The following is a 22,988-nucleotide window of genomic DNA, read 5'->3' on the forward strand; positions in this document are numbered from 1 at the left end:
TCTCGCGCGCGGGCGCACCCTTGCGTCTTTCAGGACATTCCATTCATGCGACTGCTCTTTTCGGCGGCTCCGGCCGCCCTGCTGTGTGTCCTCGCCAGCCCCGCCTTCTCACAGACCGCCCCGACCGGCCCCGCCGTCGACCTGGGCGAGGTCATCGTCACCGGTGCCCGCAATCCTGAAGATCCACCCGTGGTGGCCGAAGCCCGCCGTCGCCTGTCGCGCACGCCCGGGGCTGTCGCCGCGGTCTCGGCGGAAAGTCTGGAGAGCCGCTACGCCCCCAACCTCGCCGACGTCCTGCGCGATGTGCCCGGCGTCTATGCCCAGAAGAAATGGGGCGGCGACGTGCGCCTCTCGATCCGCGGCTCGGGCATCGGCAACGCCAACCACCTGCGTGGTGTCTTCGTGTCCCAGGACGGCATCCCCTTCAACGAGGCCGACGGATTCGGCGACGTGCAGATGGTCGATCCGCTGCTGGCGCGGTTCACCGAGGTCTACAAGGGCGGCAATGCCCTGCGCTTCGGCGGCTCCCTGCTGGGCGGGGCGGTCAATCTGGTTACACCGAATGGCCGTACCTCGGGCGAGGCCGCCAGCGTCCGCGCGGACTTCGGCTCCTGGCGCACCGGCCGGCTGCATGCCGAGGTCGGCGGCGTGCGCGGCGACTGGGACGCCTTCATCGGCGTCACCGGCGCGACAGCCGAGGGCTGGCGCCAGCAATCGGACGGCCAGCAACAGTATATCACCGCCAACATCGGCCGCAGCTTCGGCGAGGACCGCGAGGCCCGGCTGATCGTCCAGGGGGCCTATATCCATCAGGAGATTCCGGGTGCCCTGACCCTGGCCCATGCCCTGAGCACCCCGGTCATGCCTGCCACCGCCAATGTCGCCAATGCCTATCAGCGCGACTACGCCTCGATCCGCACCACCCTGTCGACCCGCTGGCGGCTGTCGCCTGACCTGCTGTTCGAGGGCGCGGTCTATGGCACCTGGAAGGACCTGGACCACCCGATCTTTCAGGTCATCGACCAGCAGAGCCGCAACTACGGAGCATTCGGCCGACTGGACTGGGAAGGGCAGGTTTTCGGCCTGCGCGCCGACGCCTTCGGCGGGGCCTGGTACCGGGTCGGCGATCTGGACGCCCAGCAGTTCGTGAATGTCCGCGGATCGCGCGGCACCCGCACCGCCAACGCCCGTCAGAACGCAAAGGCCCTCGACGTCTTCGCCGAAGGACGCCTGTTCGTGACCGATCAGGTCGCCCTCGTCGCCGGCGGCACCTGGGGTCGGGCCGAACGGGATTACCAGAACTTCGCCCTTCCGGGCGTCTCAACCACCTTCAACCTGACCACCGGCAAGGACTATGAGTGGTTCGCGCCCCGCCTCGGCCTGCTCTGGGAAGGAGAATCCGGGGCCCAGGCCTATGCCAACATCACCCGCTCGATCGAGCCGCCCAACTTCGGCTCCCTGACACCCACCATCGGCGGCTTCGCCAACATCAAGGCCCAGGAAGCCTGGACCGGGGAAGCGGGCGTGCGTGGCCGCACCGCACGGCTCTCATGGGACGTCGCGGTCTACCGCGCCGAATTGGACAACGAACTGCTGAACTTCGTCGTCAACCCGGCCCTCGGCATCCCGGCCGCGACCTTCAATGCGGGCCCCACCGTCCATCAGGGGATCGAGGCCGGTCTCGACTGGCGCTTCGCGCAAACCCTTCTGGGCGGGGGCTGGCGACTGCGCCAGACCTACACTTATTCAGACTTCTTCTTCGAAGGCGACAAGGCCTATGGTGACAACGATCTGCCGCTGGTCCCGCCGCACCTCTATCGGGCCGAGCTGCGCTACGACCACCCGGCCGGCTGGTTCATCGCCCCCTCGCTGGAGACGACCCCGTCCGACACCTGGGTCGACTATGCCAACACGCTGAAGGCCCCGGGCTACACCGTCGTCAATCTGGGCCTCGGCTGGACGCTCGACAACGGCACCAGCCTCTTCGTCGATGCCCGCAACCTTTTCGACAAGCGCTACGTCTCGAACTTCAGCGCCGTGACCGATGCACGTGTCGCCTCCACCGCCGTCTTCTGGCCGGGCGAAGGCACGTCGGTCTTCATGGGCGTGAGGATGGGCTGGTGATGACGACGATCGAAAAGAAGGGGGCGGTTCCAGCCGCTCCCGGCCTCCTGTCGGAGGCCTACCGCACCGTCTGGCGCTGGCATTTCTACGCCGGGCTTCTGGTCCTGCCCTTCCTGATGCTGATGGCCCTGACCGGCGGCATCTACCTGTTCAAGGGCGAGATCGACGGCCTGGCCTACCGCGACCTGTCCCACGTCGAGGCGCGGTCCCAGACCGCCTCCCCCGACCGCTGGATCGCTGCGGCCGAAGCCGGGACCGGAGGCAAGGTGACCAATCTTCTCGTCCCGGCCCGCCCGGACCAGGCTGTGCGCCTGACCGTCACCCTGCCCGATGGCGCAAAACGCACCGCCTTTGTCGATCCCCACGACGCCCGCCTGATCGGCACCACGCCATTCGGCGGCGTGATGGAGACGGTCAAGCGGCTGCACAGCCTGATCTTGCTGGGCAAATGGGCCAATGCGATCGTCGAGATCGTCGCCGGCTGGGCCATCATCCTGGTCGCCACGGGCCTGTTCATGTGGTGGCCGCGCGGACGCAGCGTCGGAGTCACCACGATTAAGGCCACCGACGCCACCCGCCGTCCGTTCTGGCGCGACCTGCATGCGGTGACCGGTCTCTATGCCGGGGCCATCATCGTCTTCCTGGCCCTGACCGGAATGCCCTGGTCGGCCGTCTGGGGCGATCAGGTGATGGGCTATCTGAAGGACCATGGCCTCGGCCGCCCCAGGCCGCCGGCCGCCTCTCCCGCTTTCGAACACGCAGAGCATATGAATGCGCCCGTCGGTGTCGGCTGGACGATGGAGGGCATGGTCATGCCGACGCCGGACGCCATGGGCCCCGCCCGCCTGTCCGCCGTCGTCGCCACGGCGGACGCCCAAGGCCTGCCCCGCCCCTATACGGTGTCGATCCCGACCGATCCGGCCCTTGCCTGGACCGCCGCCCGCGTGGTCGAGCGGGTGGAGGACAACCGCATCCTCTATATCGACGCCACCACCGGCGCGGTCCGCGCCGACGTCCGCTACGACCAGTTCGGCCTCGGGGCGAAAGCCTATGAATGGGGCATCGGCGTGCACCAGGGGACCCAGTATGGCTGGATCAACCGCTATCTGATGCTGGCGGGCTGCATCGCCATCTGGATCCTCGGCCTCAGCGCCCTGGTCATGTGGTGGAAGCGGCGGCCGAAGGGCCACCTCGCCGCCCCCGTCGCCCCGCCCGGACCGCGCGCCAAGGTCGCGGTGCTGGCTATCGTCCTGCCGCTGGCGATCCTGTATCCCCTGACGGGTCTCAGCCTGATCGTGGCCGTCGTGCTCGACCGCCTTGTCTTGGCCCTCACCCGGCCCCACGCCATCGTCTCCTGAAAGGACCGCCCCATGAAAGGCCTGATCCCTCTCGCCGCCCTGACAATGCTGGGCCTGACCGCCTGCGGGAACACCGACAGCACCACCGTCGGTGCCGACGGCAACACGGTCACGCCGGTCGTCGTGACCGATGCGATCTGTCGGCCGACCGCCAACGGCCGCAAGGTCACGGCCTGCTATCTGCACCTCGTCTCGACCCGGGACGACACGCTGGAGTCGGTGGCGACCCCGGCCGCCGCCCGCGCCTCCATCCATGAGACGACGATGGAGAGCAACATGATGATGATGCACCCGATCGAGGGCGGCGTACCCATGACGGCGGGCCAGCCGGTCGTCTTCACACCCGGCGGCAACCACATCATGCTGAACGACGTGGCCGAGCCCCTTGTCGCGGGCGACACCGTCGAGCTGACCCTGTCCTTTGCCCAGGCTCCCGACCTGACCGTCACCGCCGCCGTCGGCCAGCCTCCGGCCTCCAACGAGGGCTGATCCTCGTGATCGGCCGGCGAGCCTGACAAACGGTTCCGAACCGTCTAAAGGCTCGCCCTCACCCGGCCCTCCAGGAATACCATGGCTCTGAAAGTCGCGATCGTCGGCCTGCCCAATGTCGGCAAGTCCACCCTGTTCAACGCCCTGACCAAGACGGCGGCGGCACAGGCGGCCAACTATCCGTTCTGCACCATCGAGCCGAACACCGGCGACGTCGCCGTGCCGGAACCCCGCCTGAACGTCCTGGCCGAGATCGCCGGTTCGAAGGAGATCATCCCCTCCCGCATCACCTTCGTCGACATCGCCGGACTCGTTCGGGGCGCGTCCAAGGGCGAAGGCCTGGGCAATCAGTTCCTGGCCAACATCCGAGACTGCGATGCCATCGCCTTCGTCGCCCGCTGCTTCATCGACGACGACATCACCCATGTCGAGAACCGCATCGATCCGGTCAGCGACCTCGAGATCATCGAGACCGAACTGATGCTGGCCGATCTGGAAAGCCTGGAACGCCGCCGCGTCCAGATGGAAAAGCGCGCCAAGGGCGGGGACAAGGAAAGCCAGCAGAGCCTCAAGCTGGTCGATCTGGCCCTGACGAAGCTGCATGCCGGCAAGCCCGCCCGCACCGCCCTGCCAGACGTGTCCAAGGAGGACCGCAAGGCCTGGGACATGCTGCAACTGCTGACCTCCCTGCCCGCCCTCTATGTCTCCAATGTCGACGAGGGATCGGCCGACAAGGGCAACGAACTGTCCGACCGCGTCGCCAGACGCGCCGCCGAGGACAACGCCAGATCGGTCGTGATTTCGGCCAGGATCGATTCCGAGCTGGCCGTGCTCGACGCCGACGAACAGGCCGAGTTCCTGGAAGGCCTGGGTCTGGCCGAACCCGGCCTGAACCGCCTGATCCGCGAGGCCTACAGCCTGCTGGGCCTGCAATCCTACTTCACCGTCGGGCCCAAGGAAGCCCGCGCCTGGACCATCCACGTCGGCGACACCGCGCCCCAGGCCGCCGGCGTCATCCACACCGACTTCGAGAAGGGCTTCATCCGCGCCGAGACCGTCGCCTACGAGGACTACGTCGCCTTCAAGGGTGAGGCCAAGGCGCGCGAGGCCGGCAAGCTCCGGGCCGAGGGCAAGGCCTATGTCGTCAAGGACGGCGACGTGATGAACTTCCTGTTCAACTAGGGTCTGATCGGCTGAGGTGGATCCACGACGTGGGTCCAGCCGAGAGCGTGAATCATGCCCTCGCTCATATCGGGAGCCGAACTCCCGCAGGACCTTTTGCGGTCGCCCGACAGACCGTTCGGCCGAGCATCGCCGGTCTATCAGGTGCCTTCAGGTTAACGCCTCAATCGGTGCCATCGGTTGAACTCTGGGCCCGGGATGCCAGCTGCTGACATCCGTTAGCCGAGCCGGTCTCTCTGATTCTTTTCGCTTTTTCGCTCGATCAGTCGGTCAGGACCGGACCAGGGTAGAAGGTGACAAAGCTTTCCTGACAAAACCGCCGGGCGGGCTCGCCCAGCGACCTTCTCAATCCCCGGCCGCCAGGATGTAACTCATGTATTCGTAAGTATATCTGCAGTGTAATGTGCAGCTTTATCTTTAGATAAACAGCGTTTCCGTTTTGGTGACACATTGAACTTTAACGAGTCATTTAGAATAATCGTTAGTCATTGCCAGTTTGGGTTTAGGTATATTCCCTTTATTTTAGCAATTCTCGGATATTCGGGCAGAGAGCAAAATGCTCCCGACGGTCAAAATGACGGTCGGACACCTAGAATGAAGGACTTTCTTCATGCCTGTAAACAGCGTGAATACAAACTCGGGGGCCTATACAGCCCTACAGAATCTGAACGCCACGAACCGCGACCTGGATTCCGTCCAGAGCCGGATCAACACTGGCAAGAAGATCAACACTGCCAAGGACAACGGCGCAATCTGGGCTATCGCCCAGACCCAGCGTTCTGAAGTCACCGCCCTGAATACCGTAAAGGAAAGCTTGGCGCGTGGGTCTTCGGCCGTCGACATCGGCCTCGCGGCCGGCGAGTCGGTCTCTGACCTCCTGGTCCAGATGAAAGACAAGGCCCTGGCTGCGACCGACAAGTCGCTGTCCACGTCTTCGCGCAACGCCCTGAACGAAGACTTCAAGGCGCTCCGCGATCAGATCACGACCGTGGTCACCAACGCCTCGTTCAACGGCGTGAACATGTTGAGCAGCACGACCGGCTTCAGCGCCCTGGCCAACTCGTCCGGCAGCGCCATGCGCGTCAAGGGTGAAATCCTGTCGCTGGGTGGTGCCAATGTGACCGTGGCTGCGGGCACGACCATCGGCACCTCGACCCTGGCCACCACGGCCCTGGGTCTGGTCAACGCCTCGATCGACAAGGTCTCCGCTTCCCTGGCTCGCCTGGGGACCGGTGCCAAGCAGCTCGAGACCCACTCGACGTTCGTCAGCAAGCTGTCGGACGCCGTGGAGAACGGCGTTGGCAACCTGGTCGATGCGGATCTGGCGAAGGAAAGCGCCCGACTGCAGTCGCTGCAAGTCAAGCAACAGCTTGGCGTGCAGGCTCTGTCGATCGCTTCCCAGTCGTCTTCGATGCTGCTCGGCCTGTTCCGATAAGCAAAGCCGGAAGGGCGGGGCGTCATGCCCCGCCCGAAGGTTTCCTATAGCCTGCGTGGCCGCTCGGGGGGGGGGGGGCAGAACATCGGCGGTCCGCCCGAAACCGGACGGCCATAGCGTTGCCCGAACGCCGACCTCGCCAACCCCTGTAACCGGGCGGAAGCGGTCATCACCCCGTCAGAGGGCGTCCGTCATTCTGCCGACCCCTTGAAATCAGACCCGGCATTCCCTTGACCGATCGTCAGGCCCGCCGGAGCGGTCGCCGTATCCGCCAGCGTCGTGCACTGATGCAGTTCGACCGGCGGTGTTGCGCGGTCCAGCCAGGTCATCGTCATCGTATCGGCGCTCACCGCCATCTTGACCCGTTCGCGTCGCGTCGCCCCCCTGGATGGGCAATCCAGCGTCGCGACATAGCCGTCCGCGACCTCATCGACCGAGGCGATGGCGCAGCTGCTTTCCTGGGCCTCGAACCGCAGCGGCGTGATCTCGATCGGTCGGCGCTCGCCTTGCGGCATGGCGCACCAGGACACGTCAGCCGCCCACCGCCCGACGAAGCTGACGGGACCGCGCCCCGGCAGTGTCAGGGTCCCCGGCGTGCCCTGCGGCATCCCTTCGTGGATCGGGATGGCTTTCGCCGGCTCGGTGGGCGGATTGACGTCGCGCACCCGGTCGCAGGCGGACAGGCAGGTCAGCAACAGGCCGGAGACGCACAGCAAACGGATCATGTCCGCTGAACGCCTCCGCCATGGTGAAGGTTCAGTCGCGTGCGGCGTCCGAGGCGTGACGGCGCGCCGCGAACTCGGCCGTCGGCTTCCACTGCGGCCAGGCTTCCGAATCGGCGATTCCGTGACCCAGTTCGTACAGCAGGTGCAGGTTCGCCCGGGCCGCCGTAAAGTCGTAGTCGGCGCGCCATTCGTCGTTCAGGTTATGATAGTAGGCCGCCATCTGGGCCTGGTAGTAGGGCCGCCCGACGGCTTCGCCACCCTCGACAAAATCGACGCCGGTCCAGGGCATCAGCGCCGGCACACCGCCCACCGCGAAATTGAAGTGGTCGGAGCGGTAATAGAACCCCTGCTCCGGCTCTCCGTCGCCGGTCAGGCTTCGTCCATCTTCGGCCGCCAGCCTGGCCAGATCGTCCTCCAGCGTCGACTTGCCGGGCCCGAAGATGGCGATAGTCCGCGTCGCGGGAGTGAAGGGCAGCATGTCGATATTGATGTCCGCCGCCGTCTTCTCCAGCGGATAGACCGGGTGCGCTGCATACCACTGCGAACCCAGCAGACCCTGCTCCTCGGCCGTGACGTGCAGGAAGATGACCGTCCGTTCGGGCGGCGTGCCGGCCTTGAACGCGCGCGCCATTTCCATCACGCCCGAGGTGCCCGAGGCATTGTCCCAGGCCCCGTTGAAGATGCTGTCGCCCGTCGCGTCCGGCTCGGGTGCCGTCCCGACGTGGTCCCAGTGGGCGGAATAGACGACGTATTCGTCCGGCCGGGTCGTGCCGGTGATTTTGGCGATCAGGTTATGCGACGGCACGACCTCGGTCGTCTCGGCGATGTCGACCGACAGTTTCAGCCCCGTCTCGTGCGCCCTGAACGCGCCGCCGGCCCTGGCCATCGCCACCGCCTCGCTCATCTGGCCGCCCATGGCCGTCGCCATCTGTTCGGCGGTTGTCATGGGGATCGTGCCGGTGAAGGACACGTCCCTTGCGTCGCCGATCGTCATGCGCGGCCGCATGTTCGGACGCATCGCGCCCTGTTCCTGCAGGGCAATGACGCCCACGGCCCCGCGCCTGAAGGCTTCCTCGCGCTTGTGGATCGGTGAACCATAGAAGTTCGGATCGGCCCCGAACGCAGTGGGCTGGCCGCCCAGGATGATGACCACCTTCCCCGTCAGGTCTACATCGCCATAGTCGTCCCAGCCGCGCTCGGGTGCGACAATGCCGTATCCGGCAAAGACCACCGGCGCGTCAGTCACGGCGACCGTGCCGTCGCCGACCGCGGTCCGCAGGTTGATGTCCGTGCCCGCGACCAGGGCATGGGTCGTGCCGTCGGGTCCGGTCCAGCTGGCGGTGGGCGCCCGCGAGGGCGTGAACCGCACCAGGGTCACATCCTGCAGCCAGGATCCGTCCGGCCCGCCCGGCTCCAGCCCCATCGCCTCGTACTGGCTCTGCAGATAGGCCAGCGTCAGCCGCTCGCCCTCGGTTCCCGGGAAGCGTCCGGCGAAACTGTCGTCAGACAGGACCTTGATGTGGTCGCTCAGTCGCTCGGCGGAAAACTCCTGGGCGGTCGCGGCCCCCGCGCCGAGCAACGCCAGTGCGGCCACGCCGCCGATCAGTCCACGCAACATCAAGCTCATCTCCGATTTGAGATGCGCACCCTAGGGGCGGCGGCGGCCCCGCGCGCCTTACGGTTTTGTCATGAACCCGGCGTTACGGCCGCTGATCCGCGGTTTGCGCCCGGACGGTCGCGAACTCCGAACCCGGCTTCCACTGCGGCCAGTCGCGGCCATCGACCAGCGAACGCCCCAGCGCCAGATAGACGTCCAGGTCCTGGATCTGTCCGGCGTAATCCCAGTCGGACGACCATTCGTCGTCGGCCTGGTGGTAGCGGCTGGCGGTATAGTCGTCGCGCGCGGCCGTCCGCCGGGCGACCGGTTCGTCGATGAAGTCTCCGGCCGAGTCGGCATAGGCCATCGGCACGCCGCGCTTGGCCAGGGGGAAGTGGTCGGAGCGGAAATAGCTGCCCGAAGCCGGGTTCTCGTCCGGCTGGATCACGCGGCCCTGCGCCTCGACCAGCGGCAGCAGCCGGTCGTCGAAGTCCGACTGGCCATAGCCGACGATGCCCATGGCGCTGACCCGGCCATAGACATTGGCCGAGTCCATGTTGATCCCGCCCACGGTCGTGGCCAGCGGATAGATTGGATTGGCCGCATAGTATTCCGAGCCCAGCAGCCCGCTCTCCTCGGCCGTGAAGCTGATGAAGACCACCGACCGCTCCGGCACCGGCCCGGCCCCATACACCCGCGCCAGTTCCAGCAGGCCCGCCGTGCCCGAGGCATTGTCCACCGCCCCGTTGAAGATGGCGTCGCCGTTGGCATCGGGCGTGCCGACGCCGATGTGGTCCCAGTGGGCGGAATAGATGAAGGTCTCGTCCGGATGGGTCGTGCCCGGCAGGCGGGCGATCACATTGTGCGTCTCGATCCGGGTCGACGCCACGTCGAACATCACGTCCAGCGCCGCCCCGGTCAGGGTCACAGGCTGAAAGTCCCGGCTGCGCGCCGAGCGTTTCAGCGCCTCGAAATCCAGACCCGCGTGCCGGAACAGGTCCACGGCCACTTCGCGCTGGATCCAGCTTTCCATCGGCACCCGCTCATCCGCATTGGCACGCACGATGTCGAAATTCGCGCCCGACCAGCTGTTGCGCACCGTGGTCCAGCCATAGGACGCCGGATCGGTCTCGTGGACGATGATGATGCCGGCCGCCCCCTGACGCGCCGCCTCTTCGTACTTGTAGGTCCAGCGGCCGTAGTAGGTCATGGCCTTGCCGCCGAAGGTGTCCAGCGCGGGCTCCTCGAAGTCGGCGTCATTGACCAGCACGACCAGGACCTTGCCCCGCATGTCCTGACCCTTGAAGTCGTCCCAGTTCCGCTCCGGCGCGTGGATGCCATAGCCGACAAAGACCAGGGGCGCGTCCATCAGCATGACGTGATCCTCGCCCGGTCGCCGGGTCGAGATCACAATCTGTTCGCCCTGGGTCAGGGGCTGGCTCCAGTCGCCGACCCGAACCTGCGCCTGGATGTTCGAGGCCGAGAACCGATTCAGCGCCACGGCCTGGGTCCAGCCGCCATTGTCCCCGCCCGGCTGCAGGCCTGCGGCCGCATACTGTTCGCTGAGGTAGGCGATGACCTTGTCCTCGGCCGGCGTCGCGATCCCGCGACCCTCATAGTCGTCGGCGGACAGGACGCGGATGTGTTCGGACAGCCGCGCGGCATCGAACGGCGAGGTCTGGGCATGGGCTCCGACCGTCAGGGAAAGCGCCGTCAACAGGGCGGCGGCGGCAGAGAACAGACGCATGGGGGAACCTTCTAAAGCGCGGAACTGGCGGAGGTTAGGACGGGATTTGGAGGGTGTCGATCCGGCTTTCCCTGCCGACGGGCGAAGAAAAAGGAAAAGCCCGCCGGACGGGTCCGACGGGCCTTGTCTCTTCAGGATTGAACGTGGCTCTAGTGCGCCACACCCTTCCAGATCTTGCGATAGCTGGCATAGGTCAGGCCGGCGAAGATGGCCAGGAAGGCCAGGACGCCCATGCCGGACTGCTTGCGCTCGGTCGCCTTGGGGTCCGAGGCCCAGGCGATATAGGCCGAGACGTCCTTGGCCATCTGATCGACGGAACTGGCGGTGCCGTCGTCGAACGTCACCTGACCCTCCACCAGCGGGGGCGGCATGGCGATGAAGCCTCCGGGCGGCACGTCTTCGTGGCTGCCCGACCAGAAGGGCGTCATGTCCCCGGCCATAAAGGGGTTGTAGTACTGGCCCGGGTTGACCTTCAGCTCGGCCGGCGGGTTTTCCACATAGCCGGTCAGGATCGAATAGATGTAGTCGGCACCGCCTTCGCGGGCCTTGGCCATCACCGACAGGTCGGGCGGAACCGCCCCGCCGTTCGCCGCCGCCGCCGCCGTCCGGTTCGGGAACGGCGAGGGGAAGGCATCGGCGGCCATGCCGTTGCGCATGATCGGATCGCCCGTCTCGGTATCGATATCCGCGACCTGGACCTCTGCGGCCAGGGCCTTGACGAAGCGGTTCTCGGCCGGGCTGGCGGCCTCGGGATCATAGAAGGGACCACCGCGCTCACCCAGGGTCCTGAAGTGCATCAGGTTCATCGAGTGACAGGCCGAACAGACCTCGCGGTAGACCTTGTATCCCCGCTGCAGTTGCGCCTGATCGAACTTGCCCAGCGGGCCCTCGAAGCTGAAGCCGCCCGAGCGAGGCTCTTCCTTGTTGCTGGACGCAACGGCCGGGGCCGCGGAGGCCAGCACTGCGACGGAAGCCGCCGCCAGGACCAGTTTGCGAATAGAAATCGTCATCGCGATCAGCCCTTCTTTTCGGCTTGAGCAGGAACCGCGCCGCTCATCGCGTCCGGACCGGACAGGACGGGCTCGGAGATCGACGCCGGAATCTTCAGCGGTGTTTCCTTCAGGCCCACATAGGGCAGGATCACGAAGAAGAAGGCGAAGTAGTAGAGGGTCGCCAGGCGCGTCAGCCACAGATAGCTGTTCAGCTGACCGTCCAGCAGGGTGAAGCTGGGCATCCCCGGGACCACCTGGGCATCCGGCAGTTGTCCACCGCACCAGCCCAGGATCAGGCCGACCGCCACGAAGATCAGGAAGAAGATCTTCATCGTCGGGCGATAGCGCATCGAGCGAACCTTGGACGTGTCCAGCCAGGGCAGGATGAACAGGACGCCGATCGCGCCGAACATCGCCACGACGCCACCGAACTTGTCAGGGACGGCGCGCAGGATCGCGTAGAAGGGCAGCATGTACCACTCGGGCACGATGTGGGCCGGTGTCTGCAGCGGGTTGGCCGGAATGTAGTTGTCGGCGTGGCCCAGGGCGTTCGGCATGAAGAAGACGAACCAGGCGAACATCATCAGGAAGATGATCAGGGCGAAGCCATCCTTGACCGTATAGTACGGGTGGAAGGGCACCATGTCCTTCTTCTCGCGCTCCTTGGGGATCAGGATCCCGACCGGGTTGTTCTGACCGGCGGTGTGCAGCGCCCACAGGTGCAGGACGACCACGCCGAAGATCACGAACGGCAGCAGGTAGTGCAGCGAGAAGAAGCGGTTCAGCGTCGCATTGTCGATCGCCGGTCCGCCGCGCAGCCAGATCAGCACCGGCTCCCCGATCAGAGGGATAGCCCCGATCAAGTTGGTGATGACCTCTGCACCCCAGTAGGACATTTGGCCCCAGGGCAGGACGTAGCCCAGGAAGGCCGTGGCGATCATCAGGAAGAAGATGATGCAGCCGAGGATCCAGATCATCTCGCGCGGGGCCTTGTACGAGCCGTAGTAGAGCCCGCGCAGCATGTGGATGTAGACCGCAACGAAGAACATCGACGCCCCGTTGGCGTGGACGTAGCGGATCAGCCAGCCCCCGTTGACGTCGCGCATGATGCGCTCGACCGAGGCAAAGGCCATGGCCGTATTAGGCTGATAGTGCATCGCCAGGAAGATACCCGTGGCGATCTGGGTCACCAGGCAGATGCTCAGGATCGCGCCGAAGGTGTACCAGTAGTTCAGGTTCTTCGGCGTCGGCAGGGCCAGGTAGTCAGCCCCGAACCGGACGATCGGCAGCCGGGTGTCCAGCCACTTCTCGATGCCCGTCTTGGGGACGTAGGTGGATTCATGTCCGCTCATGATGCCTGCTCTCAGCCGATCTTGATGGTGGAGCCTGCGGTGAACGCATACTCCGGGACGACCAGGTTCTTGGGGGCCGGTCCCTTACGGATGCGGCCCGACGCGTCGTAGTGCGAGCCGTGGCACGGGCAGAACCAGCCGCCGTAGTCACCGGCTCCAAAGGTAGGGATGCAGCCCAGGTGGGTGCAGTTGCCGAGCACGACCAGCATCGGCTCGTGGCCCGGCTTGGTGCGGTCCTGATCGGACTGGGGGTCCTTCAGGCTGCTCATCGGGTCGGCCAGGACCTTCTGCAGTTCGGCGGCGGTGCGGTTGCGCACGAACACCGGCTTGCCCTGCCAGGTGATGACGACCTGCATGCCCTCGGCGACCTTGGACGTGTCGAACTCGGTGGTCGACAGGGCCAGGGTGTCGGCGGCCGGGTTCATGGAGTTGATCAGCGGCCAGGCCACCATCACCCCTGCGCCCACGGCCGCGGCGCCGGCGGCAATATGGATAAAGTCCCGGCGGGTGGCTTCACCCTCAGGCGCTCCACCTTCGGGATGCTCTGCGTTCACGACCGATTCGGCCACGGCTCACCTTCTGAAAAAGCCCGAACGCGGCCCGCCCGATGGCGTCCGCGCGAGGAAGCGTTCCTATAGCGCACCGGACGAAACATGACCCGGCCCGGCTTTGCGGCTCATCGCCGCAAGTTGCTGACGCCTAATGAGAAGCGGTCGCATGCAGGGCCGCGACAAGGCCCGGCCTTACGCGTAGAAGGGCCATAGAATGCGTCTCGCCCTTTTTCAACCGGCCATACCGCAGAACGTCGGGGCCTGTATCCGTCTGTCGGCCTGTTTCGGGGTCGAGCTGCACATTATCGAGCCCACCGGCTTCAATTTCGACGATCGCGCGATGAAGCGAGCGGCCCTCGACTACGGCCCGCTGTCGCACATGATCCGCCATGCCGACTGGGAAGCATTCCAGTCGACCCGTGGCAGCGGTCGCCTGATTCTGTTCACCACGCGGGGCGCGACATCCCTGACCCGGTTCACCTTCCAGCCCGATGACACCCTGCTGTTCGGATCCGAAACATCCGGCGTGCCCGACTTCGTTCATGCCGCCGCTGACGCGCGTGTCTTCATCCCGATCCGGCCCGGAGCCCGGTCGCTGAACCTGTCGGTCAGCGCCGGGATCGGACTGTTCGAAGGGTTGCGTCAGACCTCGTCCTGATCGCCCCGGTCTTCAGAAATCGATCCATCCGCCTGCCCGGAGGGCACAGGGCGGAGTCCTGAGATCGTGAGCAAAATGGCTCTCGAGGAAAGCAAAAAGCCTCCCCCAATTCCCGGCAATACGGGAAGTTACGTAGTTTACAGTCCCTAAACCCAATACGGTTAAGGTTGAAATCAGGCGTGGGGGCAGCTGTCGTGCAGACGAAGGTATTTGCGTTCGAGGCCCAGGATTGGCGGGCCGGCATTCCCGCCCTCGAAGACCTCGAGCCCCAGCTTGTTATGGCCTTTCTGGGGACCGACCAGTCCCGAAACCCGGAACCCGTCATGGCGCTGAAAAAGCGCTTTCCCGATGCGCTCGTCGCCAGCTGTTCCACGGGCGGAGAAATCGCCGGCGTCGATGTGTTCGACGAGGCCGTGGTCGGTGTGGCGATACGGTTCGACGCGGCCCGCGTCCGCGCGCACATCGTCGATCTGGCTGCCTCAGGGGGTGATACTGAGGCCGGGCGGAACCTTGCCGCCGCGCTTCTGGAGCCCGATCTCAAGGCGGTCCTGATTCTGGGCGATGGCACCAACCTGAATGGTACGGCGCTGATCGCGGGCCTTTCGACCCTGTTGCCGAAGGATGTCGTGGTCACAGGGGGCCTCGCCGGCGACGGTGCCGACTTCGGTGAGACACGGGTTGGCCTAGATGGCGCGCCGGAGCCCGGCAAGGTCGTCGGCATCGGTTTGTACGGCGACACACTGCGGATCGGCTGGGGTTCAACCGGCGGGTGGGAGCCCTTTGGCCCCCTGCGGCGGATCACGCGATCGGCCGCCAATGTGCTGTTCGAACTGGATGGCAAGCCGGCCCTGGATCTTTATCGGGAGTATCTCGGGCCCCTGGCCGACGGCCTGCCCGGAACGGCCCTGCTGTTCCCCCTGACGATCCGGCCCGATGCGTCGTCCGAGAACGACGTGGTCCGAACGATCGTCGGTATAGACGAAGCCAAGAACGGACTGGTGTTTGCCGGTGACATTCCTGAAGGCTGGACCGCCCAGCTGATGCGCGGAACCCCCGATCAGCTGGTCGACGGGGCCGCGCGCGCCGCCGCCCAGGCCTGTGGCGACAGCCCCGATTCGGGTCTGGCGCTGGTGGTCAGCTGTATCGGCCGCAAACTGATGATGGGGCAGCGTGTCGCGGACGAAACCGAGGAGATGGCCCCGGTCCTGAACGCCATGCCGACGGTCGGCTTCTACAGCTATGGCGAGATTGCGCCTCACGGCGTCACCAGGGACCGTACGCTGCACAACCAGACCATGACCGTCACGGTCATCCGCGAGCGTGCCTGAATGCCCCAGGCGCCCGCTCCAGGTCGGCACAGACTGCTGGCGCGCCAACTGCGGCGGTGCACCGACAGCGATGGCGTGCTCGATCTGGAGAAACTGCTGGATGCGATAGACGCGGCCTACGCCGAGCATGACGAGGCGAATGCCCTCGGCCACAGGGCGATGACGGTGGCCGCCCGCGAACTGGCCGAGACGAACGAAAGCCTGTCCCATGCCAGGGTCGCAGCCGAGACCAGCCGCGCCAAGAGCCTGTTCCTGTCGAACATCAGCCACGAGATCCGCACCCCGCTGAATGCCGTCGTCGGCATGGTCGAGATCCTGGCGCGGGAAGATCCCAAGGCCTTGAACTCCGAGAAACTCGACGTCATCCGCAAGGCCAGCCGACACCTCGTGGCCATCATCGACGACATCTTCGATATCGCCCTGGCGGACGTGGGCGACCTGGAGTTGAGCCTGGCACCCGTGGACATCGGCTCGACCGTGAGGCGCGCCGTGAGCAAACACGCCGACAACTGCCGGGACAAGGGCCTTCAGTTCATCGTGGACATCGACCCCGTCCTGGATGGCGAATGGCTGGCAGATGCCAACCACCTGGGCCGGACGCTCTCGATCCTGACGAACAATGCCGTCAAATTCACCGAGACCGGCCATGTCCGGATCGAAGTACGGCCCACGGACAGCGGTATCACCTTCTCGGTGACCGACACGGGACCGGGCATGTCGCAGGAACGCCTGTCCGACATCTTCGAGATTTTCACCCAGATCGATGCTTCGGCGAGCCGGCGTGCGGGAGGTCTCGGCATCGGCCTCGCCATCGCCAGGAAACGCGTCGAGGCGATGGGTGGAGACCTTCAGGTCACAAGCGAACCGGGTCGCGGATCGCAGTTCAGCTTCTGCCTTGCCCTTGATCGCTACTCCGCTGCAGCCCGTTCGTGGACGTCCGGGATCACCGCTGACCATCCCCTGCGGATCCTGGCGGCGGAAGACAATCCGGCCAACCGGATGGTGCTCAAGGCATTGCTGAATACGTTCGTCGGCGAGATCCAGATGGCGACCAACGGGGCCGAAGCGGTCGAGATGTGGGCGCAGGGTGGGTTCGATGCGATCCTGATGGACATCCAGATGCCCACGATGAACGGCATTGAGGCCACCGAAGAGATTCGCAGGCGCGAGCAGATCGCGAACCTGCGCCCCGTGCCGATCGTCGCCGTCACGGCCAATGTCATGGACGACCAGCTGGCCCGGTACGCGGTCGCCGGGATGAACGGATGGGTTGCCAAGCCCATCGAGCTGGACGCGCTGCTTTCGGCGATTTCCAGCGCAATGCTGCCGGACGCCGACCCTGCACCCGCAGAGCACACTGTCGCCGCCTGACCGTACCGACCCCGGTTAAACCGTGGCTTTCGGATTCAGCTGGAGCATCCGCAGGTTCAGGACCGAGGCGATCGTCACCCAGGTCAAATAGGGGATCAGCAGTAGCGCCGCGAAGGGCCGCAGGCCCCAGAATACCGCGATGATCACCACCAGCGACAGCCACAGCAAGGCCACGTCGATCAGCGCCAGATCCATCCGCCTCCGCCCGAAGAACAGGAACGACCAGCCGGCGTTCAGGACTAGCGATCCGACATATAGACCGAACGCCAAGGGCGAGCCGGTCCCGACCGTCTCCCAGACCAGCCAGCCGGCCCAGGCGTTGATGGCGAACAGCAGGCCCCAGACGATCGGAAAGGCCAGGTTCGGCGGGGTCCAGGACGGCTTGTTCAGCCCGGCGTACCAGGACCCTGGCTTGAACACACTGCCGCTCATCGCGGCTGCAAGGTTCAGGCCGACGAACACGATGATGGCGATCCAGGCGGGGTGGTCCATGACGGGTGCATAACGCAAAGCGCCCCGCTTGGCTCATTCCATCTGTGCTTCAGACCAGCGACCTGATCAACAGCGCCAGCGCAACGACGATCCCCAGCCCCACCGGGTAGAGCAAACAGCCGAAGTTGCGGGCCAGGGCCCGCACACTCGCGGGGATATCGTCTTTCTGGGGCATGCCCGAGGCCTAGCGAACCTTGACAGTTGCCGGCCACCGTCCGCGATGTCACGCGGCGGCCTGTCGCAGACGCCTTTCGCCCCGGGGTCGCCGCCTGCGGCCATGACCTATTGAAGGCGGCCCCCGCGCCCGCTTGGCGCGCGACACCCAATCATGCCACGGTGGACGTCTTCTCCCCTTCCTTGCGTCGTGTGTTCATGCCCTCCGGACTTGCCGCCCTGCTGGACGACGTCGCCGGCATCGCCAAACTGGCCGCCGCCTCGATCGACGACGTCGGCGCGGCCGCGGGCAAGGCCAGCGCCAAGGCCGCGGGCGTCGTCGTGGACGATACGGCCGTCACCCCGCGCTACGTCACCGGCCTGTCCCCTGCACGCGAACTGCCGATCATCTGGAAGATCGCCCTGGGCTCGGTCCGCAACAAGCTGCTGATCCTGCTGCCGGCCGCCCTGGTCCTCAGTGCTTTCGCGCCCTGGGCCATCACGCCTCTGCTGATGTGTGGCGGGGCCTATCTGTGTTTCGAGGGAGCGGAAAAACTGATGGAGGCCTTCGGCGGCGGCCATCACGAGGCGACAGAGGAAGTCGTCGACGACCCGGCCGCGCTGGAGGCCGCCAAGGTGTCGGGCGCGATCCGCACGGATCTGATCCTGTCCGCGGAGATCATGGCCATCGCCCTCGCCGACGTGGCCGACAGCCCCATCCTGACGCAGGGCATCGTGCTGGCCCTTGTCGGTCTGGGCATCACGGCGGGCGTCTATGGCGTCGTCGGCCTGATCGTGAAGATGGACGACATCGGCCTGCACCTGGCCCGGGGCCAGTCGGCCGGCCTGCGCGGGCTCGGGCGTGGCCTGGTCAAGGGCATGCCGATGGTCATGGACTTCATCTCGAGCGTCGGCACCGCCGCCATGCTGTGGGTCGGGGGCGGCATCCTGGTGCACGGCGCGCACGAACTCGGCTTCGCCTGGCCCGATGAGACGATCCACCACGCCTCGGTCGCCGCAGGCGCGGCCGTCGCCTTTGCCGGTCCCGTCGTGTCGTGGCTGGTCACCGCCGTCGGCTCGGCCATCGTGGGTATCGCCATCGGTGCCGTCCTGGCCGTCGTGGTGCATCAGGTCGGCAAGCTGCGTAGGAAGCCCGCCGGGGCGGCGCATTGATCGGGTGACGAACGCAGCGAACCGTGATTGAAATCCGCACCATGAGCCAAGCCCCCCTGCCCGACACCGACCCGCTGGATCTGAAGAAGACCGAAACCCGCGCCTGGTTCGAGGAACTGCGCAACCGCATCCACGCCCGCTTCGAACAGCTGGAAGACGCAGCCCCCGCCGACCTCTTCCCCGGCGAGCCGGCCCGATTCGTGCGCACACCCTGGACCCGGCATGAAGGCGGCGGCGGCGTCATGGGCATGATGCACGGCCGCCTGTTCGAGAAGGTCGGCGTCCATGTCTCGACCGTCCACGGCACCTTCCCTGCCGACTACGCCAGGTCGGTGCCGGGCGCGGAGGAAGATCCCCGCTTCTACGCCACCGGCATCAGCCTGATCTGTCATCCGGTCAGCCCGAAGGTGCCGGCCGTGCACATGAACACCCGCTTCATCGCCACGACCAGAAGCTGGTTCGGCGGCGGGGCCGATCTGACGCCGGTACTGGATGTCGAACGCACGCAGGAGGCCCCGGACACGGTCGCCTTCCATGCCGGTATGCGCCGCCCTTGCGACGCCCACGACCCGACCTGGTATTCGAAATACAAAAAGTGGTGCGACGAGTATTTCATGCTGCCGCACCGCAATGAGATGCGCGGCATCGGCGGAATCTTCTACGACCACCACGACTCGGGCGACTATGAAAAGGACTTCGCCTTCACCCGCGACGTCGGCATGGCCTTCATCGACACCTATGCCGCCATCGTCGAGCGGCGCATGACCGAGGCCTGGACCGCCGACGAACGAGAGGAGCAGCTGATCCGCCGCGGCCGCTATGTGGAGTTCAACCTGCTCTACGACCGCGGCACGACCTTTGGCCTGAAGACTGGCGGCAACGTCGAATCGATCCTCAGTTCCATGCCGCCCGTGGTGAAATGGCCGTAGGACTTAAGAGCCTGATTCAAGGCCTCTAGGCGACCGCCCGACGGTCCTCTTCGGCCAGGGCGGCCGTCATCGCGGCGAACAGGCTCGTCAAGGTGATCGGCTTGGTCAGGTGACCGTCGGCCCCGGCCGCCAGGCTCTGGGCCACATGCTCGGCCATGGCGTTGGCGGTCAGCATCAGGACCGGCGTCGGCGTGCGCCCGGCGGCGGCCTCGAAGGCCCGGATCGCCGTGGTCGCGCTCAACCCGTCCATCACCGGCATCTGCATGTCCATCAGGACCAGGTCGAAATCCTCGGTCATGAAGAGTTCCAGCGCCTGACGGCCGTCCTCCACGGTGGTCAGGTCCATCGCGGTGGCGGACAGCATGATCTCGACCACCTTGCGATTCGCCGGATGGTCGTCGGCCAGCAGGACACGCAGCGGCAGACCCGCGATGTCACTGGCACTCCCGACGCTCGCCACGGCCGCGACCGGTGCCGCCGTCTCGGGCAGGTCGATTTCGAAACGGAACACCGCGCCCTCGCCCGCCGCGCTGTCGCAATCCAGTTCGCCGCCCATCAGCTCGACGAGGGCAGTGGAGATTGCCAGACCCAGGCCGGTGCCACCGAAGCGCCGCGTGATCGAGCCGTCGGCCTGTTGGAAGCGCTGGAAGATGCGCGCCTTCTGCTCGGCGTCGAAGCCCATGCCCGTGTCGCGGACCGAGAAACCGATGCGACCGGCAGTGGCGACCTTCACCGACAGTGTGACCGTGCCGGCCTCTGTGAACTTCAGGGCGTTGGACACCAGATTGGTCAGCACCTGGCGCAGCCGCACGGCGTCCCCCCTGACCCACTTGGGGGCCGTCGGGTCCATGTCGAACACCAGGGCCACGCCCTTGTCCTCGGCCTTGGCCCGCCACATCAGGGCGATGTCGTTGACCGTGTGCTTCAGGTCGAACACGGTCGGCTCCAGCGTCACCCGACCGGCCTCGATCTTGGCGCTGTCCAGGATATCGCTCAGCAACCGCTCCAGCGTCGATCCGGACGAGCGGATCAGATCGACCATCTGATGAGCATTGCTGTCCAGGTCCCGCCGCGACAGGGCATCCGCCATCGACACCACCCCGTTCAAGGGGGTTCGGATCTCGTGGCTCATATTGGCCAGAAACTCGGACTTGGCGCGATTGGCGGCTTCGGCCCGTTCCTGCGCGGCCTTCAGGCGACGGCCTTGCAGCAGTTGCCAGAACAGGCCCGCGATGAAGACGGCCAGCAGGATCACACCGATCGCCATGACCATCCATTGCAGCCGGGTCTTGGCCCGGGCCATGTCCAGTTGGCCACGTCGCTCCGCCAACTGCTGCTGCATATCGCCGGTGACCTGGTGCACGCCGGCCGCAAAGGCGCGCGCGGTCGCCACATCCTTGTCGGCTTCATAGGCCTGCAGCAGGCGATAGGCCTCGGCCGACTGGCCCCGCGCCTGCAGGATTTCAGCCTCGACCTCCCGAACCCGGGAGCTTCCGCCGGCCTGATCCTCAAGCGAGCGCAGGGTCGTCAGGTCTCGGCGTGCACCGGCAATATCGCCGAGCCGCGCCCGGGCCTTGGCCCGCAACGGCAGGACATCGAGCGCCAGAAAGCCGGCATCGCCCAGGGTCTCGCCATAGGCGGACAGGCAGGACAGGACACCGGGCGAGTTCCGGCTGGAGTCTGCAACCAGCGCACACAGGGCGGCATCGTACATGGGCAGGGTGTCGAGGTCGGAGCGTGCCGCGACGGCATGATGGGCCGCCGCGAACTGCCGGGCATGCGCCAGGTCACCCATCCGCAGCGACATCTTGGTGAGGTTGTACAGGCTGTCGAAATCCGGCCGCGGATACGCCGGGTTGGAATAGTCGATCTCGAACTTGCGGAAGGCGGCGGTCGCGCCCTGGACATCGTCGATGTCCTTCAGCGCCATGCCGACGACCTCCCAGATGCCGGCAAGGGCCGTGGCGGCATAGGGGTCGCCTGCGGGGACCTCCGCTTGGGCGTGGGCCAGAAGCCGCAGACCCTCACCGATCTGACCCTGATCCACCAGGGTCAGAGCGGTCAGGCGCGCGCCGTGCGCGCGAACGAACCAGTCCCGGCCGCTGCGGGCATACTCGGCCATCTGGGAGCTTACGCCGATTTCCCCCTGATCGTAGCGGTTGGCCAGGGCATTCAGCGCCGCGATGTCCACGTAGCGGGCATCGTTCTGATCGGCGGCCGCCCTGGCCAGATGATCGTTCCAGGCCTTGGCCCGTTCGAACTGGCCCTGGTTCAGAACGGTCCAGGTGACGTGATAGAGCCGGTTCAGCCCCTCGCGGTCATGACGCGTGGCGGCGCGCTGTCCAAAGGCCTCAAGCGCGGTGAAACTGGTCGAGGATGCCCGCTGTTCCACGAAGCGGGCCAGGCCCTCGGCATCCTCGCTCTGCGGCGCGATGCCCTCCGGGGCCTCGGCTCGGGCCGGGAATCCTGCGGCCCCGGCGAACGTCAACGCCAGGACTGCCAACAAGATGCGGTATGAAAACATGCAATCCCCAATCCCGAGGCTGCCATCTGACACCAGAGAGATTGAGTAACCGTTGCAGTAGGACGGATCGGCCCGGCCTCAGATGCCGCTGCCCTGATCTTCCACGGGTGGCGGCGTCAGCATAAGGAACGCCCTTATCCACGCCGTCAGCACCGCACGGTCGTTCGCCCGCGCCAGACTGGCCACCGCTTCGTCCGCCAGGGCCTCCGGAATCCGCGTGCCGCGTCGGCTTTCGATCAGGGCGGCGGCATAGTCCGGCTGGAATTCCGGATGACACTGGAACGACATGGCGTCATCCCAGGCCAGACCGGCATAGGGGGTGAAATCGCTGGCCGCGATCACCCGCGCGTCCGCCGGCGCGACGATCACCTGGTCCTGATGCGAGACTGGAATAGCGATCGAGGTCGCGCGAGGGAACATCCACGGCTCCTGCGCGGTCACCTCATAGCGGTGAAGGCCAATCCCCCAGCCCTTGTCCGACTTGTCGACCCGCCCGCCAAAGGCCTGCGCCATCGCCTGGTGTCCGAAGCAGATCCCGACCAGCCGGGTCCGCCCCCGTGCGGCCCTCAGCCAGTCCAGCAAGGGCGATATCCAGGGCAGGTCGTCATAGACACCGGCGGCCGAGCCCGTCACGATCGCGCCCTGGAACGCCTCGGGATCCGCCGGCAGCCGACCGGCCTGGACGTCGAACCGCACCGTCGCCACCCCCTCGCCCAGCAGGGCCCGGAAACGCGCCGGATAGTCGTCGAATGCGTCGACCAGGGCCTCGGGCGGCCTGCCGGTTTCCAGAATGGCGATGGGCTTCATG

General features: G+C 66.1%; 20 protein-coding genes. 10 read left to right on the forward strand and 10 right to left on the reverse strand.

Going from position 1 to position 22,988, the window contains the following annotated elements; all coding sequences use genetic code 11:
- Positions 1-45: 45 nt before the first annotated feature.
- The 5 genes from O3139_RS12300 (at position 46) to O3139_RS12320 (ending at position 6,588) form a co-directional block, all read left to right on the forward strand.
- Positions 46-2,124 carry a TonB-dependent receptor family protein gene (locus O3139_RS12300; protein ID WP_269514347.1) on the forward strand — a complete coding sequence of 693 codons (2,079 nt, stop codon included), beginning with the start codon at positions 46-48 and terminating at the stop codon, positions 2,122-2,124.
- On the forward strand, positions 2,124-3,482 hold the full coding sequence (locus tag O3139_RS12305; protein WP_269514348.1) for a PepSY-associated TM helix domain-containing protein: 1,359 nt from the start codon (positions 2,124-2,126) through the stop codon (positions 3,480-3,482). The genes O3139_RS12300 and O3139_RS12305 overlap by 1 nt, the downstream gene beginning before the upstream one ends.
- A gap of 12 nt (positions 3,483-3,494) precedes the next feature.
- Positions 3,495-3,971, forward strand: coding sequence for a copper chaperone PCu(A)C (locus O3139_RS12310; RefSeq protein ID WP_269514349.1), 477 nt, complete (start codon positions 3,495-3,497; stop codon positions 3,969-3,971).
- Positions 3,972-4,052: 81 nt separating this feature from the next.
- Positions 4,053-5,153 carry a redox-regulated ATPase YchF gene (gene ychF, locus O3139_RS12315; protein WP_269514350.1) on the forward strand — a complete coding sequence of 367 codons (1,101 nt, stop codon included), beginning with the start codon at positions 4,053-4,055 and terminating at the stop codon, positions 5,151-5,153.
- A 610-nt stretch (positions 5,154-5,763) separates the two neighbouring features.
- Positions 5,764-6,588, forward strand: a complete 825-nt coding sequence (locus O3139_RS12320) for a flagellin (RefSeq protein ID WP_269514351.1) — start codon at positions 5,764-5,766, stop codon at positions 6,586-6,588.
- Between the two features lie 191 nt (positions 6,589-6,779).
- On the opposite strand, the gene O3139_RS12325 is transcribed toward O3139_RS12320, so the two are convergent.
- The 6 genes from O3139_RS12325 to petA form a co-directional block, all read right to left on the reverse strand.
- Positions 6,780-7,313 carry a hypothetical protein gene (locus O3139_RS12325; protein ID WP_269514352.1) on the reverse strand — a complete coding sequence of 178 codons (534 nt, stop codon included), beginning with the start codon at positions 7,311-7,313 and terminating at the stop codon, positions 6,780-6,782.
- A gap of 31 nt (positions 7,314-7,344) precedes the next feature.
- A complete protein-coding gene (locus O3139_RS12330) occupies positions 7,345-8,931 on the reverse strand; it encodes a M28 family peptidase (protein WP_269514353.1) in 1,587 nt (528 codons plus the stop codon).
- An 82-nt stretch (positions 8,932-9,013) separates the two neighbouring features.
- Positions 9,014-10,657 carry a M28 family metallopeptidase gene (locus O3139_RS12335; RefSeq protein ID WP_269514354.1) on the reverse strand — a complete coding sequence of 548 codons (1,644 nt, stop codon included), beginning with the start codon at positions 10,655-10,657 and terminating at the stop codon, positions 9,014-9,016.
- A 149-nt stretch (positions 10,658-10,806) separates the two neighbouring features.
- The gene (locus O3139_RS12340) at positions 10,807-11,667 is read right to left on the reverse strand and encodes a cytochrome c1 (protein WP_269514355.1); all 861 of its coding nucleotides are present in this window, start codon (positions 11,665-11,667) and stop codon (positions 10,807-10,809) included.
- A 5-nt stretch (positions 11,668-11,672) separates the two neighbouring features.
- Entirely contained in the window at positions 11,673-13,001 is a 1,329-nt protein-coding gene (locus O3139_RS12345; protein ID WP_269514356.1) for a cytochrome b, read from the reverse strand.
- Between the two features lie 11 nt (positions 13,002-13,012).
- Positions 13,013-13,570 (reverse strand): ubiquinol-cytochrome c reductase iron-sulfur subunit, encoded by a 558-nt coding sequence (petA, locus tag O3139_RS12350; protein ID WP_269514357.1) that lies wholly within the window; start codon positions 13,568-13,570, stop codon positions 13,013-13,015.
- A gap of 196 nt (positions 13,571-13,766) precedes the next feature.
- On the opposite strand from petA, the gene O3139_RS12355 reads away from it, so the two are divergent.
- The 3 genes from O3139_RS12355 (at position 13,767) to O3139_RS12365 (ending at position 16,909) form a co-directional block, all read left to right on the forward strand.
- Positions 13,767-14,210 carry a tRNA (cytidine(34)-2'-O)-methyltransferase gene (locus O3139_RS12355; protein ID WP_269514358.1) on the forward strand — a complete coding sequence of 148 codons (444 nt, stop codon included), beginning with the start codon at positions 13,767-13,769 and terminating at the stop codon, positions 14,208-14,210.
- Between the two features lie 194 nt (positions 14,211-14,404).
- Positions 14,405-15,538 (forward strand): FIST signal transduction protein, encoded by a 1,134-nt coding sequence (locus tag O3139_RS12360; protein ID WP_269514359.1) that lies wholly within the window; start codon positions 14,405-14,407, stop codon positions 15,536-15,538.
- Positions 15,539-16,909, forward strand: coding sequence for an ATP-binding protein (locus O3139_RS12365; RefSeq protein ID WP_269514360.1), 1,371 nt, complete (start codon positions 15,539-15,541; stop codon positions 16,907-16,909).
- Positions 16,910-16,924: 15 nt separating this feature from the next.
- Here O3139_RS12365 and O3139_RS12370 read toward each other — a convergent pair whose 3' ends face one another.
- On the reverse strand, positions 16,925-17,401 hold the full coding sequence (locus O3139_RS12370; RefSeq protein WP_269514361.1) for a TspO/MBR family protein: 477 nt from the start codon (positions 17,399-17,401) through the stop codon (positions 16,925-16,927).
- Between the two features lie 49 nt (positions 17,402-17,450).
- The gene (locus O3139_RS12375; protein WP_269514362.1) at positions 17,451-17,576 is read right to left on the reverse strand and encodes a hypothetical protein; all 126 of its coding nucleotides are present in this window, start codon (positions 17,574-17,576) and stop codon (positions 17,451-17,453) included.
- Positions 17,577-17,773: 197 nt separating this feature from the next.
- Here O3139_RS12375 and O3139_RS12380 point away from each other — a divergent pair, with 197 nt between their 5' ends.
- Together O3139_RS12380 and hemF are read left to right on the forward strand one after the other, a co-directional pair.
- Positions 17,774-18,727, forward strand: coding sequence for a DUF808 domain-containing protein (locus O3139_RS12380; RefSeq protein WP_269514363.1), 954 nt, complete (start codon positions 17,774-17,776; stop codon positions 18,725-18,727).
- A 56-nt stretch (positions 18,728-18,783) separates the two neighbouring features.
- The gene (gene hemF, locus O3139_RS12385) at positions 18,784-19,656 is read left to right on the forward strand and encodes an oxygen-dependent coproporphyrinogen oxidase (RefSeq protein ID WP_269516484.1); all 873 of its coding nucleotides are present in this window, start codon (positions 18,784-18,786) and stop codon (positions 19,654-19,656) included.
- Positions 19,657-19,681: 25 nt separating this feature from the next.
- Here hemF and O3139_RS12390 read toward each other — a convergent pair whose 3' ends face one another.
- Together O3139_RS12390 and O3139_RS12395 are read right to left on the reverse strand one after the other, a co-directional pair.
- On the reverse strand, positions 19,682-22,180 hold the full coding sequence (locus tag O3139_RS12390) for an ATP-binding protein (protein WP_269514364.1): 2,499 nt from the start codon (positions 22,178-22,180) through the stop codon (positions 19,682-19,684).
- 78 nt (positions 22,181-22,258) lie between these two features.
- Positions 22,259-22,987, reverse strand: a complete 729-nt coding sequence (locus O3139_RS12395; RefSeq protein ID WP_269514365.1) for a glutamine amidotransferase-related protein — start codon at positions 22,985-22,987, stop codon at positions 22,259-22,261.
- Position 22,988 lies beyond the last annotated feature (1 nt).

This window comes from Brevundimonas subvibrioides (assembly GCF_027271155.1).
GTDB lineage: Bacteria > Pseudomonadota > Alphaproteobacteria > Caulobacterales > Caulobacteraceae > Brevundimonas > Brevundimonas subvibrioides_D.